This is a genomic window from Nocardia yunnanensis, assembly GCF_003626895.1.
Classification (GTDB): Bacteria; Actinomycetota; Actinomycetes; order Mycobacteriales; family Mycobacteriaceae; genus Nocardia; species Nocardia yunnanensis.
In genome coordinates this window covers 4,702,604-4,718,811 of record NZ_CP032568.1, presented here as the reverse complement: position 1 = coordinate 4,718,811, position 16,208 = coordinate 4,702,604, and the positions used below count along the sequence as shown (strand labels likewise).

16 protein-coding genes, 1 tRNA gene and 2 pseudogenes are annotated in these 16,208 nt (G+C 63.5%); 7 read left to right on the top strand and 12 right to left on the bottom strand.

What is annotated here, in order from left to right; all coding sequences use genetic code 11:
• Nucleotides 1-175 precede the first annotated feature (175 nt).
• From D7D52_RS39340 to D7D52_RS22165, 5 genes and pseudogenes are all read right to left on the bottom strand, one after another.
• Nucleotides 176-1,117 (bottom strand): annotated as a pseudogene (locus tag D7D52_RS39340) (ABC transporter ATP-binding protein); the annotation flags it as partial.
• Nucleotides 1,114-2,385: a branched-chain amino acid ABC transporter permease gene (locus tag D7D52_RS22180; RefSeq protein WP_246023220.1), complete on the bottom strand. Its 1,272-nt coding sequence runs from the start codon at nucleotides 2,383-2,385 to the stop codon at nucleotides 1,114-1,116. The gene D7D52_RS22180 and the pseudogene D7D52_RS39340, both read right to left, overlap by 4 nt.
• Entirely contained in the window at nucleotides 2,382-3,422 is a 1,041-nt protein-coding gene (locus tag D7D52_RS22175; protein WP_120739268.1) for a branched-chain amino acid ABC transporter permease, read from the bottom strand. The genes D7D52_RS22180 and D7D52_RS22175 overlap by 4 nt, the downstream gene beginning before the upstream one ends.
• A 79-nt stretch (nucleotides 3,423-3,501) precedes the next feature.
• Nucleotides 3,502-4,695 (bottom strand): branched-chain amino acid ABC transporter substrate-binding protein, encoded by a 1,194-nt coding sequence (locus tag D7D52_RS22170; protein WP_120739266.1) that lies wholly within the window; start codon nucleotides 4,693-4,695, stop codon nucleotides 3,502-3,504.
• 274 nt (nucleotides 4,696-4,969) lie between these two features.
• Complete coding sequence (locus D7D52_RS22165) at nucleotides 4,970-5,593, bottom strand: ANTAR domain-containing response regulator (protein WP_120739264.1); 624 nt, start codon at nucleotides 5,591-5,593, stop codon at nucleotides 4,970-4,972.
• Between the two features lie 223 nt (nucleotides 5,594-5,816).
• Between D7D52_RS22165 and D7D52_RS22160 the strand changes: the two genes are divergently transcribed.
• Nucleotides 5,817-5,903, top strand: a tRNA-Leu gene (locus D7D52_RS22160).
• Between the two features lie 42 nt (nucleotides 5,904-5,945).
• Here D7D52_RS22160 and D7D52_RS40565 read toward each other — a convergent pair.
• From D7D52_RS40565 to D7D52_RS22135, 5 genes and pseudogenes are all read right to left on the bottom strand, one after another.
• Nucleotides 5,946-7,147: pseudogene (locus D7D52_RS40565) on the bottom strand (tyrosine-type recombinase/integrase).
• Between the two features lie 2 nt (nucleotides 7,148-7,149).
• On the bottom strand, nucleotides 7,150-7,350 hold the full coding sequence (locus D7D52_RS22150) for a helix-turn-helix transcriptional regulator (protein WP_120739262.1): 201 nt from the start codon (nucleotides 7,348-7,350) through the stop codon (nucleotides 7,150-7,152).
• A gap of 47 nt (nucleotides 7,351-7,397) precedes the next feature.
• Nucleotides 7,398-8,306 carry a helix-turn-helix domain-containing protein gene (locus tag D7D52_RS22145; protein ID WP_120739260.1) on the bottom strand — a complete coding sequence of 303 codons (909 nt, stop codon included), beginning with the start codon at nucleotides 8,304-8,306 and terminating at the stop codon, nucleotides 7,398-7,400.
• Complete coding sequence (locus D7D52_RS22140; RefSeq protein ID WP_120739258.1) at nucleotides 8,303-8,515, bottom strand: hypothetical protein; 213 nt, start codon at nucleotides 8,513-8,515, stop codon at nucleotides 8,303-8,305. The genes D7D52_RS22145 and D7D52_RS22140 overlap by 4 nt, the downstream gene beginning before the upstream one ends.
• Entirely contained in the window at nucleotides 8,512-8,712 is a 201-nt protein-coding gene (locus tag D7D52_RS22135; protein ID WP_120739256.1) for a hypothetical protein, read from the bottom strand. Before D7D52_RS22135 ends, D7D52_RS22140 begins: the two co-directional genes overlap by 4 nt.
• A 58-nt stretch (nucleotides 8,713-8,770) precedes the next feature.
• Here D7D52_RS22135 and D7D52_RS37905 point away from each other — a divergent pair, with 58 nt between their 5' ends.
• Both D7D52_RS37905 and D7D52_RS40385 read left to right on the top strand, forming a co-directional pair.
• Complete coding sequence (locus D7D52_RS37905) at nucleotides 8,771-9,397, top strand: hypothetical protein (RefSeq protein WP_162958473.1); 627 nt, start codon at nucleotides 8,771-8,773, stop codon at nucleotides 9,395-9,397.
• The gene (locus tag D7D52_RS40385; RefSeq protein ID WP_120739252.1) at nucleotides 9,394-9,633 is read left to right on the top strand and encodes a restriction endonuclease; all 240 of its coding nucleotides are present in this window, start codon (nucleotides 9,394-9,396) and stop codon (nucleotides 9,631-9,633) included. The genes D7D52_RS37905 and D7D52_RS40385 overlap by 4 nt, the downstream gene beginning before the upstream one ends.
• Here the strand turns inward: D7D52_RS40385 and D7D52_RS22120 are convergent.
• The gene (locus D7D52_RS22120; protein ID WP_222932655.1) at nucleotides 9,602-9,952 is read right to left on the bottom strand and encodes a transposase family protein; all 351 of its coding nucleotides are present in this window, start codon (nucleotides 9,950-9,952) and stop codon (nucleotides 9,602-9,604) included. The two genes, D7D52_RS40385 and D7D52_RS22120, sit on opposite strands and share 32 nt — an antisense overlap.
• Nucleotides 9,953-9,991: 39 nt before the next feature.
• Here D7D52_RS22120 and D7D52_RS22115 point away from each other — a divergent pair, with 39 nt between their 5' ends.
• Nucleotides 9,992-10,276, top strand: a complete 285-nt coding sequence (locus D7D52_RS22115) for a hypothetical protein (RefSeq protein ID WP_120739250.1) — start codon at nucleotides 9,992-9,994, stop codon at nucleotides 10,274-10,276.
• Between the two features lie 65 nt (nucleotides 10,277-10,341).
• Here D7D52_RS22115 and D7D52_RS22110 read toward each other — a convergent pair whose 3' ends face one another.
• Nucleotides 10,342-12,321: a hypothetical protein gene (locus D7D52_RS22110; protein ID WP_162958472.1), complete on the bottom strand. Its 1,980-nt coding sequence runs from the start codon at nucleotides 12,319-12,321 to the stop codon at nucleotides 10,342-10,344.
• Nucleotides 12,322-13,573: 1,252 nt separating this feature from the next.
• Here D7D52_RS22110 and D7D52_RS22100 point away from each other — a divergent pair.
• From D7D52_RS22100 to D7D52_RS22090, 3 genes are read left to right on the top strand one after another with little or no spacing between them, the layout of a single operon-like run.
• Complete coding sequence (locus D7D52_RS22100; protein WP_120739244.1) at nucleotides 13,574-13,873, top strand: type VII secretion target; 300 nt, start codon at nucleotides 13,574-13,576, stop codon at nucleotides 13,871-13,873.
• Nucleotides 13,870-15,585 (top strand): alpha/beta hydrolase, encoded by a 1,716-nt coding sequence (locus tag D7D52_RS22095; RefSeq protein ID WP_162958471.1) that lies wholly within the window; start codon nucleotides 13,870-13,872, stop codon nucleotides 15,583-15,585. Before D7D52_RS22100 ends, D7D52_RS22095 begins: the two co-directional genes overlap by 4 nt.
• Nucleotides 15,582-16,193 carry an LppA family lipoprotein gene (locus tag D7D52_RS22090; protein WP_162958470.1) on the top strand — a complete coding sequence of 204 codons (612 nt, stop codon included), beginning with the start codon at nucleotides 15,582-15,584 and terminating at the stop codon, nucleotides 16,191-16,193. Before D7D52_RS22095 ends, D7D52_RS22090 begins: the two co-directional genes overlap by 4 nt.
• Nucleotides 16,194-16,208 lie beyond the last annotated feature (15 nt).

Below are 16,208 nucleotides of genomic sequence, written 5' to 3'. Positions count from 1 at the left end.
GCGCGTCACCGGTTGCCGGAGCCTCGGAGCCCGGCAGGGGCTTGGCGAGATCCGGAACCGATTCGGCGGCAGTGCTTTCCGGCGTCGTCTCGGGCTCGGGCGCCGCCGGCCGTTGCGCCTCGGCGCCCTCGATGCTCGCCGCCTCCGCGGCATCCTCGGCCGTCTCGGCGTCGGCCTCGTCCGGCACGCCCAGATACGCGTTGATCACCGCCGGATCCTGGCGGATCCGGTCCGGCAGCCCGTCGGCGATCTTGCGGCCGAACTCCAGCACCACGATCCGGTCGGTCACGCCCATGACCAGCCGCATGTCGTGCTCGATGAGCAGCACCGTGTACCCGTCGTCGCGGATCTTGCGGATCAGATCCATGAGCGCGGACTTCTCGCTGGGGTTGAATCCGGCGGCCGGCTCGTCCAGGCACAGCAATTTCGGTTCGGTCGCCAGCGCGCGGGCGATCTCCAGGCGTCGCTGATCGCCGTAGGAGAGATTGCGTGCCTTCTCCACCGCGTGCGGGGCGATACCGACGAATTCCAGCAGCGCCATGCCTCTTTCGAGGGCGTCGCGTTCCTCACGCCGATGCCGGGGCGTGCGCAGGACCGCGCCGGGCACCGAGGTCTTGTGCCGGGCGTCCGCGCCGACGACCACATTCTCCAGCGCGGTCATCTCGGCGAAGAGCCGGATGTTCTGGAAGGTGCGCGCGATACCCAGGCGGGTGATCTCGTTGCGTTTGGTCTTGGTCAGCGGCTTGCCGTCGAAGAAGACGGTGCCGCCCGACGGCCGGTACACGCCGGAGATGGCGTTGAAGCAGGTGGTCTTGCCCGCGCCGTTGGGTCCGATGAGCCCGAGGATCTCGCCGCGGCGGATCTCGAAACTCACATTGTCCAGGGCGGTGAGGCCGCCGAACTTGACGGTGAGCCCGTCGGTGCGCAGCAGCGGCGCACCCACCTCGGTCTCGATCTCCCGGTGCGGCGCAACGACTTCCGCGACCGCCTCGGAGTCCCCGAGCACCGGCAGCACCTCGGTCACGTCGAGGGTGCCCGCGCTAGGCTCGACCTCGGGCCGCTGGTAGCCGGCCGCCAGGTCCTCGTTGTCGAAGAGCGCGTCGCCCGGCCCCGTCACTGTCCCGCTCCCGTCGCCTGCGCGGCCGCCGGCCGTCGCACCGCTCGATACACCTGTCGCCCGTAGGCGAGCAATTTCTGCCGGGCGGGGAACAGACCCTGTGGCCGGAAGATCATCAACACCACCAGCGTGAGACCGAAGAACAGGTACTTGTAGTCGCCCAGCGACTGCCCGCCGACATTGACCGACATGAATCGGTTGGGCAGGTAGACGATCAGGAACGCGCCGACGATCACGCCGAGCTTGTTGCCCTGGCCGCCCAGCACCACCGCGCACAGGAACAGCATCGAGTTGATGACGTTGAAGCCCTGCGGATTGATGAACTGCACCTGGCCCGCGTACAGCGCGCCGGACAGCCCGCCGATGGCCGCGCCGATGGTGAACGCCCACAGCTTGAACTTGAAGGTCGGCACGCCCATGATCTCCGCGGCGTCCTCGTCCTCGCGGATCGCCACCCAGGCGCGGCCGACGCGGCTGCGCTCCAGATTGCCGACGAACATCAGCACGATGATCACCAGCACCATGCCCAGCCAGAACCACCAGGTGCCGGAGTTGGCGTGGTCCAAGGGATTCCAGGTGTGCTTGTCGCCGAGATTGCCGGAGGAGAAGTAGCCGCCGGCATGCGAGTCGGACTCGCCGAGCTTCGGGTACTGGATGCGCGAGAGACCGAGGCTGCCGTTGGTGATGTCGGGCAGGTTGTCGGCCAGGAGGCGCACGATCTCACCGAAGCCGAGGGTGACGATGGCGAGATAGTCGCCGCGCAGGCGCAGCGTGGGGGTGCCGAGGATGAGGCCCGAGATGGCGGTCGCCAGGATCGCGATCGGAACACACAGCAGCCACGCCCATTTCGGGCTGAGCCAGCCGCCGGTCTGGTTCCAGGGGCTGTTCGGACTGGTGAGCAGGCCGACGGTGTACGCGCCGACGGCGTAGAAGCCGACGTAGCCGAGGTCGAGCAGACCTGCCTGTCCGACAACGACATTCAGGCCGATGGCGATGAGCGCGTACATGGCGAACTGCGCCATGACACCGCCGAAACTGGTGCCGGGGGTGTCCAGCAGCGGCGGCGGATACAGCGGAATGATGGCCAGCACCAGGATGATCGGCACGCCGACCGCCCACTGCGCCGGCCGCGTCAGCCCCGCCCACCAGTTCCTGATGCCGTCGCCGATGCCGCGCCCGCGCGGCGCCTCCGGACCGAAGTCCTGCTTCCAGGCGGGCGGGAGGATGCCCTTGTGCGGGGTTCGCGGGGACCGAGCCATGTCCGTCATGCGCGCGCCCTCCCCAGGCTCTCGCCCAGAATGCCGGTCGGGCGAACCATCAGCACGCCGACCAGCACCACGAAGGCGACCACGTCACGCCACTGGGTGCCGAACAGGATCTGCCCGTAATCCTCGGCCAGACCCAGCAGCAATCCGCCCAGCAGCGCGCCGCGCAGATTGCCGATACCGCCCAGCACCGCGGCGCTGAAAGCCTTGATACCCAGGATGAATCCGCCGTTGTAGATGATGCCGTTGGGAATCTTCAGCGTGTACAGCAGGGCGGCCGCGCCGGCGAGCACGCCGCCGATGAGGAACGTCAGCATGATGACGCGTTCGCGCGAGACACCCATCAGCGTCGCGGTATCCGGATCCTGGGCGACCGCGCGAATGCTGCGGCCGAATTTCGTCTTGTTGATGAGCAATTCGGTGATGAGCGCGAGCGCCACGGCCGCGCCCACGATCACCAGCGCGATATTGGTGACCGGCGCGTCGAACAGCGTGAACTGCTCCGACGGCCGCACCAGCGTGATCGGCTGCTGCGCGTTGAGGCCGCCGAGCTTGTTGCCGGTCAGCTTGGGCAGCACGTAATGCACGAATTCCTGCAGTACGAAAGACATTCCGATCGCGGTGATCAGGAAGATGAGCGGTTTCGCGCCGCGTTTGCGCAGCGGGCGATACGCGACCCGTTCCAGGCCGACCGCGGCCACGCCGGAGACCAGCATGCCGAAGACCATGGCCAGCGCCAGATAGACGATCGTCAGCGCGACACCCTGGGAATACACATCACCGCTGGCCGCGAATCCGAAGACCATGAGTCCGACCAGCTGGCCGAACATGCCCAGCATGAAAACTTCCGAATGGGCGAAATTGATCAGTCGCAACACACCGTAAACCAGTGTGTATCCGACCGCGACCAGGGCGTAGATCGAACCGTAGGTCAAACCTTCCACGGTGAGCCGCCAGAACTGGTCGACGACGCCGGAGACATTGAATTCGATGGAACTGCTCGCCAGGAGCGTCACATCGGCCAGAGCGGGTGCAGACATTCGTAACTTTCGCCGTCGGTGGAAAACAGCGTGCGCCGAACGAATTCGGCACACGCTGTTCCGAAATAACTCCCGAGCGCTACTTGACCTGGTACATCCAGATCAGTGCGTTCGCCAATTCACCGGTGGGGCCCCACTTGTATTCGCGGGCGAGACCCTGGCCGTCGTAGTTCTTCACGAAGTCCACCAGATCGGGGCGGGTGGTCTTACCCGACTCGATGCCCTTGAGCACGATGGTGGTCAGGTCGTAGCCCTCGGTCGAGTAGGTGCCCGGGTCGAAGTTGGTCAGCGCCTTGTAGGCGGAGGCGAACTTGTCGGAGGCCGGACCACACGGGCACGACAGCAGTGCGTCCTTGGAGGCGTTGCCCGCCTGCTTGACGAACTCGACGTCCTTGGTGCCGTCGTCGGAGATGAAGGTCGCGGTCACGCCGCCACTGCGCAGCTGGCTGACCAGCGGGGACGCCTCGGCGTAGTAGCCGGCGTAGAAGATGCCGTCCGGCTTGGCCGACGCCATCTTGGAGACGGTCGCGGAGAAGTCCTTGTCCTTGGTCTTCACATTGGCCGTGCAGCTCGGGTCGGCGATCGAGCCCAGGCCCTCGGTCACGGTCTTGGCCAGGCCGGTGCCGTAATCGGTGTCATCGGCGATGACGCAGATCTTCTTGAATTTGCCGGTGCCCTTGAGGTATCCGGCCACGGCCGGACCCTGCACGCCGTCGTTGCCCAGGCCGCGGAAGAAGTTCTTCCAGCCATTGGTGGTGAGGGTGACGTTGGTGGCCGAAGGCGTCAGCGACACCAGGTTGGCGTCGCTGAGGATCTGACCGGTCGCCTTGGTCTCACCGGAGAAGGTGGGGCCGATCAGGGCGACGATCGACGGATCGCTCACGATGGTCGGAATGACCTGGGTGGCCTTCTGCGGGTCGCCCTCGGTGTCGAACTGCTTGAGCTGCACCTGGCAACCGGAGTTGGCCTTGTTGTGCTGGTCGAGCGCCAGCTGCACGCCGCGCACGATATTGAGGCCGAGGTTGGCGTTGTCACCGGTGAGCGGGCCCGCCATCGCGATGGTGGTCGGCGCGCACTTGCCCTTGCCGTCGCCGGCGGGGTCGGCGGCCGCGGTGGCGTCCTTGACCGGAACTTCCTTGCCCTGCGCGTCCACCTGCACGAGCGGCTGGATGGTCAGGCCGGCACCGCCACCACCACCGCTCGAGTTGTCGGTCGATTTGCTGCTACATCCGGCAGATGCGAGCGCGAGCACCGCCGCTGCTCCGATGACCATCGCCCGCGCCGTGCGACTGTGTCGCAGCGACGACGTGCGCGTCCATGAACCAAGCACGATTCACCTCATGTTCTGTGCTCCCCCGGGGTGAGCCGAGGAGGGCCGCCCCATCGATCGGCCCGATCCAGAACATAGTCCGGCCACGTTAGCTCCGCATCACATTCGAATCATCCATGTGACATCGCAACAAAAGAAAAGGCCCCACTGTTACCGCACTGTAAATTTTTACAGTTGATTTCTGGCAACAGTAGGGCTATGGCGTGGCAAATGCGCCTTACTTCGGCGCGAGGTTCTCCAGCACCACTTCCGCGACCGCCTTCATGGTGGTGCGACGGTCCATCGCGGTGCGCTGAATCCACTTGAACGCCTGCGGCTCCGATAGGCCCTGCGTCTGCATCAGCACACCCTTGGCGCGCTCCACCAGCTTGCGGGTCTCGAGCCGGTCGGTCAGACTCGCGACCTCGTTCTCGAGCGCGGCGATCTCATGGAATCGGGACGCGGCCAATTCGATCGCCGGCACCAGATCCGACTTGGTGAACGGCTTCACCAGGTACGCCATCGCCCCCGCGTCGCGTGCCCGCTCCACCAGATCACGTTGACTGAACGCGGTCAGAATGACCACCGGCGCAACGCGTTTCGACGCGATCTCGGCGGCCGCGTCGATACCGTCCCGGCGCGGCATCTTCACGTCCATGATCACCAGATCCGGCCGCAGCTCCTCGGCGAGATCCACGGCCTGCTGGCCGTCTCCCGCCTCACCCACCACCTGATAGCCCTCCTCGGAGAGCATTTCCACCAGGTCCATCCGGATGAGCGCCTCGTCCTCGGCAACCACCACCCGCTTGGGGGCGTTCGCCGCGGCATCCTTCTTCGAACCGCCCCCTGCTGTCGTTCCCATAGATGAACCCCTGTCGCTTCCGAATACCGATAACCCGATGCCACCTCGTCTTGCGCCACCCTCACAGGACCGGCACGCACCCGAGTACCCCAAAGAGTACCGTCGCCCCGCCCCCACAACCCACGTACCCAGCGCAAACCGACCAGTATCACAACCCTCTCGTCCCCCCGACCCCTCGATTAGTAGCTTCCCCCTCCAACCCGCTATCATTTCCCCCCGGTGCGCCGAGTTGGCGGAAGTGGCAGACGCGACGGTCTCAAAAACCGTTGTCCGAAAGGACGTGTGGGTTCAAGTCCCACACTCGGCACCAAGGTAGAGGGCGGTTTCGGAGATCACCGGAGCCGCCCTCTCTCTATGCGGTCCGCAATTGGTACGCAGCAGCCTGCGCGCCCGCTTCCATCCCCTTGACGACGGCATCCAGATCGTCCGGGAACAGGTGGCCGTCCAGGGTCAGCGTCGCCGTCTTATGCCCCAACATCCGTTGCACGACTTTGATATTCGCCCCGGCGCTGATCGCCAACGAGGCGGCGGTGTGCCGAAGCCCGTGCGGCACAACACCACTCAGATCGACCTCCGCAGCCGCGTGATCGAATACCCAGCGGAACTCGGTTGAGGTGAGGAACCCACCCTTATGGCTGGGGAACACCAACGCGTCGGGTGCCCGGCCTTCAAGGAGCGCGCCGAGTTCCTTCGCCAGGCTCGCGGGGACCGGCACGGTCCGAGTCGTGTGGTTCTTCGTATCGGTCTCCACGTACCCCTGCCGGTAACGGGAGTTGCCGACCGGGCCACGGTGATCCGCTGGGCGTTGAGATCAACCGCCCTCGTCCGGATCGCGATGGCCTCACCGAAACGGATCCCTGTGTAGGCGAGAGTGAACACCAGCGGACGGAACCTGCCGGCGGCCATCCCGAGTCGGAGCACCTCGAGATGCGTGAGGTACCGCCGCTCCGCCGTGGGCATGGAGGGCAGATCGATCTCATCGGCGGGGTTGGTCGCCAACCTCTTGGCCTTGATGGCGGATTTCAAGATCTGGTTGAGCACTTGGTAGGACTGGATCACCCGTGATGCGGAGAGTCCGCGGCCTTCGAATCGCGCGCTGCCCGAATGCGAGAGGTCGACAACCCACTGCTGGATATCCTCGAACTCGATCTCCCGCAGCGGGACCTCTCCCCACCGGGGAATCACGGTGCTATCGAGAAGGGATCGATAACCGGCGACCGTCTTGGGCTTGCGGAGCTCCTTGGTCGCGAACCACTTTTCGGCGACGATGGAGAACAGGACTCCGCTGCGGTCGGGGTCCACCCAGGTTCCCGTGACGACCTTCGTGGTGACGTCGCTGTCGAGATATTTCTGGGTGGCGTTCTTCGTGGCGAAGGCTTGCGATCTCTCGATGCCGTTCGGATCGACATATCGGGCTCGCCAGCGCGCCCCTCGCCCGTACCGCTTGGACTTGACCCTCTTCCGGGTTTTCTCGCCGGTGGCCGGATCGATCGTCACGATCGTCTTGTACCAGAGGTCCTCCACTCCTGATCTGGGACTTCGCTGCCCTGCCATGGCTATGCTGCGCCCCCTGTCTTCGTTTCGGCCTCTTGCTCGGCGATCCAGGCCATGATGACGCTCTCTCGCCAGACTCGGCGGTGGCCGAGTTTGAAGCTTTCGGGGCCGGTCCCGAGCCAGGCCCAGTACCGCCATGTGGCGGCGGGAATTCCGGTGAGTTCTTCGCAGTCCTTCGCCTGCAAGAAGCGATCGATGACCATGGCCGCCTGCCTTTCCGACTCTGAACAATCGTGGGGGTTGTCGTGGATTAGGGCCTCAGACATGAGTTCTCGGCCTCCTGGTCTGTCGCAGTGATCAGTCGCAGCGGCGCGGTGCCGTCGCTTTCGGTGCCACTGGTGTCGCCCTGAGCGACGATGCGGGCGACGGTGGAGTGATGCAGGCGGACGATGCGGCCGATCTCGCGGGTGGACATGCCCGCGCGGGCCATCCCGCGGATACGGTTGTCTCGGTCTGGATCGGGTGCGGCATCGTGTCCTGTCGCATGGCCGTCGCGTGTCGATTGCGCTGTGTCGCATGGGCTGTCGGCCGCGTCGCCTATGCGGTCGCCCTCGTCGCAGGTGGTGTCGCCCTTGCTGCCCGGTACCGGATTCGCATCGACCCTGTTGGGGGCATCGATGTTTCCGCTGCCACCCGCTATGGCGTTGCCGTGCAATCTGGTCGATTCGGAGAGCAGGGCGAATCCGCAGATAACCATGAATCCATCGATGGCAAGCGGCCCCACGTGAGCTCCGACCGCGTCGTAGCCCCAAGACAGCAGCACGTGGTAGACGTGGCCGTAGCTGATGACGGCTGAACCGAGTGCGACAGTTCCGATTCCGGCGTAGCGGGCCAGTCTCCACCAGACACCCGGTAGCCACCGCACGCGGAGTAGGACTTCGACCGAGAGCATGAGGACCAGCGGCCATACCGCGGACCCGATTTGTGGTGCGACACCGGGGTGTTGGGCTGTCGCGTGGGTGTCGCGAGGCAGGTAGGTGTAGAGCCAGTTCGCGAGGACGGACAAGATTGCGCCGAAGCCGAAGCCGAGCCAGGCGACGGTCCTGCCGCTGGTGTCGGGCGTGGTCGTCGCGTTGTCGGTCGATGGGCTTGCCGCAGGGTCGGCGGGCGCAGCGGCGTCGGTGCGCCCGTCGGCGATTCCGGCGTCGTTGCCGGTCACTCGTGCTCCTCGGGGTGGGACGCGACATCGACTGTCGCGTCTGTCGGTTGCGGGCGGGCTTCCAGGTAGGCGCGTACGCCTGTGCCGTTCTGCATGGGGTAGATGCGCCACTCCTGGACGATGTCGAGGACGGGGTCGAGTGCGTTGATCATGGCGGTGATGTCGGGGCGGTCGCCGATGAGCCGGAATTTCACGGTGCCTTCGGTCATGACCGCTCCTCGGTGCTGGTGCCCGGGCTGACGAACCGGACTTGCACGTCGAATCCCTTTGTCATGTGGGCGATGAGGGCTTCGAGGTCCTGGTCGTCGAGTGAGCTCATCAGCTTGTCCAGCGCTGTGTCATTGCCGGTAATGACGGCTGTCATCGCCTGGTTCACCAGCCGCAGAACACGATTGGATTCGCTCATCGGCGCGCCCACAACCAATCTGGTACACGCTGTCGGTGGTGCGTGGTGTCATCTATGCATGCCCAGTGCTGAACCTGCCCACGAGAACCCGGATTCAGGCGCGCCGGAGATACTGGCCGTCCCGGACGACGAGCCGCCCACGATACGAAGCGTGAAGAAGCGCGCCAAGCAGGGTCGCAGAGAGCCTCGAGCGCTTGGATATTGGGAGAACCACCTAGAGGAATGGCTAACCGAGGTTCTGAAAGTTGATCCCGATTTTAAGAAGAAACAGCCCGACGATCTTCAAATTTGGTCATTCCCAACGCGATCTCTACGGGAGGAGTATATTACCCACATACATCAGAGATCCGAAGCCGATGTCAGATCTCTGCTGAGGCATTTTCTATTCGACGCTTCAACTTTCATGAAGGACGAGGACGTCCTCTATTGGATGCTAAAGCAGCCTGATCTATATAACGAACTCCGGAGTAAGTATGAATATTTCCGAAGGCTGGACCGCGCAGTTATCGGCAGGAAAATACACGCGCAGTATGGCATTCGATGGGCGCTTGATCTTCTACCAGATTCGCCACTAGAAGCTATTGCTGTTATCAAATCCTACCTCCGCATTCATGACGAAATGTTGGCAGAGGGCAGAGCGGATGGACTCGAAGATGCCATCGAGATAATCGACACTTCTACATAAACTCACGTTCGACCGATAGCCTGGAAGCACTGTTCTCCCTCAGCCCGCGCGAGTTTGAAGTTCTGGTTGCAAATCTCTACAAAGTGATGGGATATAAAGTTATATTGACTGCCCCTCAACGAGATGGCGGGAGGGACGTCATAGCCGAGAGATCCAAACTTGGAGAAAAACAGAGGGTACTCATTGAGGTGATCTCAGCGACTTTCATTGGTGTCGGCCGTGTTCGAAATGGGTGAGGACGAGTGCGGCTTTGACGATGTCGCCGATTTTCTCGGGGCTGGTGGTGAAGTGGCGCAGGGCGCGCCAGCGTCCGGTGAGCAGGGCGAAGCCGCGTTCGGCCAGGCAGCGCAGCCCGCGTAGCAGAGCGTTCCGGGTGCGGGTGTCGATATCGAGGTCGCGGCCGTCGCTGGGCTGTTTGACCGGGGTGTGCACGCCGATCCCGGCGCCGTCGTATCCGGCGTCGGCGAGGGTCGCCCGGCGGGGCTGGCAGTACTCATCGTGGCCATCGAGTGGCTCGCGAACCGGGCCATGCACCCGCCGGGACCGAGAGGTCACAACCCTAACTCGTTGGGCTGCAGAAAGGATGGTGCCCTAGTGAGCGATCCCGCTGACGATGCGGCCTTGTTTCGGTTCTGGGCCGACATGCTTGACACGTACGGCGAGCGGTGGCCCTACCGTCTGGGTGGGGTGTTGGTAGCGGATCCGGCCGCGCCGTCGATCGATCCGCCACCTCGCCTCCAGGACCCGGCCGAGTTGAGCATCCTGATTCTGCTTCCGTACCCGGTTTTCGAGCTACTCAGGGCTCGGGCTGGGGATCTCGGCCTCGACGTCGCGCAGTTCCTCTTGACCAAGGTTGGCGTTACCGATGACCTGTTGTGATCCTTCGGCTGGGTTCCGTCGCGTTGTCCCGTGTTCGGCGACGGTCGTGACACACCGTCCAGCTGCTATGAGCCGCGCCGCAACAACGCCTTGCGCAGGGTGTCGCGAAATGTGGGTGCGCCGTGCAGGTCCTCCACGAGTAGATGGCGGGCGTGGTCGGGGAACGTTTCGGCAATGCCGGCGCTGAGGGTTCCTGCGTAGGCGGGAACGTCGATGCTGAGGCGTTCGAACAACCGCAGACATGCATTGTGTGTGGGTACGAGCCCGATTGTGCGGACCAGTCCTGCGTGGGCGTCGGCATCGTCGAGAAGGGTGGCGAGGAATCCGTGCATCCGCGGGTGCTGGTCGAGCAGAACAGCCAGCAGCAGCAGCACCGCTACCACCGGCCGGTCGACCAGCATTCGTTTGATCAGTGTTGTGACTGGTGCCGCGTTGCCCGGCCACCGCGGTGGCTTGTCGGTAGCGGCGGCGTCGATGAGTGCGTTGGCGATACAGCGCAGTGGCTGGAAGTCCTCAATGGCGATGTTGTTGCGGTCCCATGCCATCCAGTCCGTGAGTGCGCGTTCGAGCAACACCCCGGCCAAATATCCGTCCGGTCCCGCGACCAGTTTGCGCCAGAACGAGGAGATGTTGGGCAGATACTCCACGAAGTGCCCGACGCTGAACTCCGCCGAGGGCGACAGTTTGGCGACCTTCTGTGCAACCAGGACCAGATCGACGTCGTCGAGAGCCCACAGGACCGCGTCGAGGTCATCGAACAAGGCCTCACCGTCGAGATCGTGGTCTAGGTGTGCCTCGGTGCAGATTCCTGCCAGGATCTGAAGGACTGCATCGGTGCTGATGTTCTCGAAAACCCGCGACGCGGCGCGGAAGACGATCTTGCCGTACTCCTTGCGCAGATCGAACAACGCTGTGACGCAATGACTCAATGCAATGAACTCGCCCGCCTCGTACAGCGCCAGCAACAGATCCGCCAGCCACTGCGGCCCGCGAACCGCGTCGCCCATGGTGATCCCAAAAACCACGCGCAGAAACGACAGACTGCACCGGGGGCGCGGAGGGCGGGTCTGTGGTGCCTCGCTCCCGAACTGCACACCGGAGGTTGTCGATCGCGCGATGGGGTTGTAGGGCTGGTGTTTTGGCGGGAGGCGAAAGGGACCGGTCTCTTCGGTCTCGAGGGCATAGGTTCGCGCATCGGCTTCTACCCGTGCGCGGATCTCACGCACGACGCGACCGGTCTCGCGTTTCTGCGCCAGCAACGCTGCGATCCTCCGTCCGGCGGCGAGGTCAGGATCGTGCTCAACCAGCAGCGCTGGATGCTCGACGACGTCGGCTCTGGAATCCTCGGGCTCGGTGGACAATTCACAGGTTTTCAGTGCGGTAGCGGCTTTGTGTTCGTCGAGGTCGATCATCGTCTCGCACAGCGCCGCTGCGCGCGCACGGTTGGTGACGGTGATGGCGTCGACCAGAAGCCCGACGGCATAGGGGTCGATGTCGGCGACCGCTATCAACACTGCGGCCAACGCCGTGTCGTCGCCACCGAATCGGTCGTCAATGCCGGCGACGGCGTCGTTTTCGCGTGCGTTGCCGAGCAATTCGAGAAGCCACCCGGCGTGCGTGCCGACATCGACCGCTGCGGCCCGCGATCGTGGCGCGCCGGTCGCGGGTGCACCTGTGAGCGCCGCCAAGTCGGCGTACACGGGACGGAGCAGCGGGCCGAGGTCTGCGCGCAACTGTTCGACGGTGGTGTTCAACCCGGTAGCCGCGGCGTGCACGATCGCGTCGCAGACCTCCCATGGCGGCCCGGACAATCGGTGCAGCCTGTCATGGAATTGCGAACCGGTCAACGGCAGATTCGCGTAGGCGCAGACCTCCGCGTCGGACAGCCTGGATTCGTTAAGCAGTTCTTTGAGCGCGATGACCAGTGATTTGACTTCTTCGCGCATCCGGATGGGCAATTTGTCGCGATTGATATTCCGGGGGCGGCCACCACGGTTGGATTTCAACACAGACCAGTCCTTATTTTTATCCGAATAATCGAGCACTGACCAGTGTGGACCGGATCCGATAACGGCGCACCGAAAACCCAGTTATGAACCGGAAACCGGCAAGGTGCGTCGATAACCCTGGCGACACGCCCGAAAACTGTTGCGCCACGCCGAAAAATTCGGGTTTTGCGCAGGTATTTCAGGTTCGTCCGATTTTCGCTCTGGACAAGAATTGTTTCGCCACATTCAATTTCAGGGCGGTTGACCACTTCCGGTCACCGCCCCGGGGCAGGTCGACGCCGAAGTTTCCAGCTGGGGCTATCGACCTGCTCCGGGTGGCTAGGCCAAGTGAAGACGAGAGGCCACTGTGATGATCCCTCCTCAACCGCACGAGCGGGTAGAACCTGCCGAATCTGATCCCCCCGAACGACTTCCGGCCCAGCGTGTCGGTCGTGTCGGCGCGTGGCTGCGACACCGAGCTCTGGACATGCTGGTACTGACAGTGATCCTGGGCGTCGTTCTGGCGCTCGTGAGCGGTACTCATGCCGATGCCCAACAACTTGCGGGCGTTGTGACGGTTACGGCCGCGTTGTTCGGGTTATGGCTTCGGCTGCGTTGGTGAGATCTGTCGTCATCCTGCGGTGATATCGCGGTTCCGGCGCATCCCGATCGCCGTCGGAACCGGCACTCCGCAGCGGCGGGGGCGGTCGTCGCGCAATGCGGAATTCGGTCGAAGGTCCGCCACTCACCGTCTTGGAATCTTGTAAGGTGTTGCACCGCAACCACATGCATGCCGACAGCTCAGTTCTAGGACCGTCAGGCCAACGAAGTACTCGCCATCGCTTGTTGATGTCGAGGGTGGTCCGGACTGTTGCTCAGTGTCACGTGCCAGGCTGTGCCGCATCTCGGCGTTCTCGACGAGTCCCTCCTTGTGTAATAGGTCCGCCAACATGGGCATCAACGGCACGAGGCTGCCCACCGTCACAGGCGAACTATAAAGTCCCTCAGCCTCTTTCGTCTTGCTGCGCTTCACGGGCAAGGATCCCGATGTAGCAGGGCGCTCAGGGGGGTGTCTTCGGCCGCTGTGCAGTAGGAGGTCTCGGCCTCGGCCCACTTGCCCCGCTCCGCGAGCAGACCCGATTGACCACGGCTTTGGTGTGCGATGCCTTGAGGTCGCCCACAGCTGCCGTCATGACCTACTTCGCTCGTTATCGAACCAAGCAATGCCTTGTTCGGAGGACGGATGGCTCGCGGTCAGCGTGTTAAAGTTCGCCTGAGTTTTGTGCCGCGAACTAATCAGGGGGTTCCCGTGGCTGACATTCTCGACGTCGACCTATCCACGCTGCACGGGTTGGCGACCGAGCTGAGCGGGCAGGCCGATGACATCGGCAAGCTGAAGGTCACTACTGCGGTGACGATGCCGGGATCCCCTGTCGAGGGGGTATCGACGCAGGTCGGTGATGCCGTGGTCAAGGCGTACGGGCTGGTCCAGGGTCAGATTCAGACCTTGGCGGATCGGGCCAAGTCGGCTTCGGGCACGTACGAGGACATGGACACGGCCAACAAAGACCAACTAGATAAGTACGGTCGCGGCGAGGGCGTGAATTGACGACGATCAGTCACGTACGCGGCTGCAACCCGCAGTCGATGCTCGACTTCGCCACCGACTTGGGGAAGCAGAACGACAGCTTCGTCACGAAGGTCGACGCGATGGAGGCATCGGTCGACAACGCCATGAACCACTGGAAGGGCGAGGGCGCGGCAGCCGCCTCCGAGAAGGCGATGGCGCACAAGCTGCACAGCAATCACCTCGCGACCGCCATCGACAGCATTGCCGAAAAATACAACACCTACGGCGTCTCGCTCGGCGACACCCGGACCGCTCTGATCAGGATCCTCGATGTCGAGATGAACGGCTCGGGCATGACTGTCGACGACGACGGCAGCGTGCACGCCCCGAAGGTGCCCTCGGATCCCGATCACCCGAATTCGGCTACGACTGCGTTGAATCAGCAGGTACTCGATGGCCAGGCTTCCGGATACGAGAGCCGGATCAAGGCACTTCTGACGCAGTTCGGCGATGGGGAAACCGCAGCGGCGCAAGCGATCACGACCGAACTGCAGACGCTCAGTGGCTACGAGACGAAGCCCGATGGCGAACCGGTCCGATCGAACGTACAGGACATCTTGGATGGCAAGGCCCAGTTGCCTACCGATCCGAAGAAGCTGCACGACTTCTGGGAGACGCTGACTCCTGCCGAGAAGGACGCACTCTACGAGAAGGATCAGTACCTCGGGAACCGCGACGGGTTGCCCTCGGTCGATCGTGACCATTACAACCGTGAGAAGCTCGACGACGAGCTGACCCGCGCGCAAAACGGCGACCCGGCAGTGAAAGACAAGCTGGGGGATCTGCAGGCGATCCGGGACACGCTGGATAAGAACCCGGGCACGATGCTGCTGCTGATGGACACCCAAACCGGGACGATGGCCCACGCCGCGATCTCGGTCGGAAACCCGGATACCGCCGCGAACGTGTCGGTTCACGCGCCAGGGCTGAACACCAATGTCAAAAACTCGCTCGGCGGCATGGTCGACGAAGCCAAAGCCGTCAAAACCCTTGCTGACGACAGGCTTGCCAAGCTGGATCCCAAAGATCCGAAATACGGGCAGAAGGCAGGGCAGACGGAAGTGCCGGTCGTATGGATCGGCTCGGATTTGCCGCAGGGCAAGCTAACGGCAGATCCGACCGAAATGGACCACACGACACTCAGCGGTGCCGAGGACGTCAGCTCCGACAAGATGGCTAAGGCCGGCGCACCGAAACTGGCATCGTTCTACGACGGCATGCGAGCCTCCCACGACGACAGTTCAGTGCATCTGACTGCGGTCGGGCACTCTTACGGGTCAGTGATGACCGGACTCGCGGTGCAGCAAACCAAGGTCGACGACCTCCTCGTCTACGGCTCACCAGGCTTAGATCTCCCGTACAAACACGGCAATTGGTGGCCCGTGTCCGGGGATCAAGAGGTCTCGAAGCTCGAGGTACCCGACGGACACCGGTACGAGATGACCGGCGGAAACGATAAGGTCGCCAATCTCCCCAGATTCGGCGACAACCCTAGAACCTTGCCCGGATTCACCCACCTGGAAACCGCACCACACACCACAGTCGACGGCGTGAACCGCGACGGTGCGTCCGAGCATGCCGACTACCCGCGTACCACCAAGGTCGACGGTAAGGACCAGCTCCGAACTTCCGGCTGGAATATCGCGACGATCGTGGCCGGCCTACCCGACGAGGCGGTGAAGAAGCCGTGACCATCGGCATCTCTCGAATCAGTATCGCAGCGGCGTTCACCCTCGCGGTGATCGCAACGACGACAGGATGTGGCTCCGTGGACACTCCGTACAAGAAGACCGGACCCGCCGACACAGCCCAAGCCGAACAGGTACTTCGATCCCGGCCCACTTTCGAAGACACACATACACGCGTCACCAATGCGGTCCAAGACCTGGCTGCCTACGCGAGCTCACTGGTCCCGGGCATGACCTGGAAGTGGACTAATACCGACCGTCAACCCTGGTCATGCGGTGCCCCGTATGACCAGACTGCGGGACGAACCCTCAACCTTCCGAACTACATCACCGAAGGCGGCGATCCCACGCACGGCGGCATCCCCGACGCGGTGTGGCCGCAGGTGCGTGAAAAGGCCCGCCAGCTCGCAGCCGATCTAGGTGCCACACAGTCCGACCCCGTACCGACCACCGAAACACCCGGCAACCGCGAAGCCCGCTTCATCGGAGACAACGGCACCGTGCTGTGGCTGAGCACCCGTGGCATCAGCAGCGAAACCGGTTGCCGTCTGCTCGCCGCCGACAAAGCATCCACCAGCCCAGTCACACCGACCACCGAGCAACCGAAATGACACCGGAAATCCAGT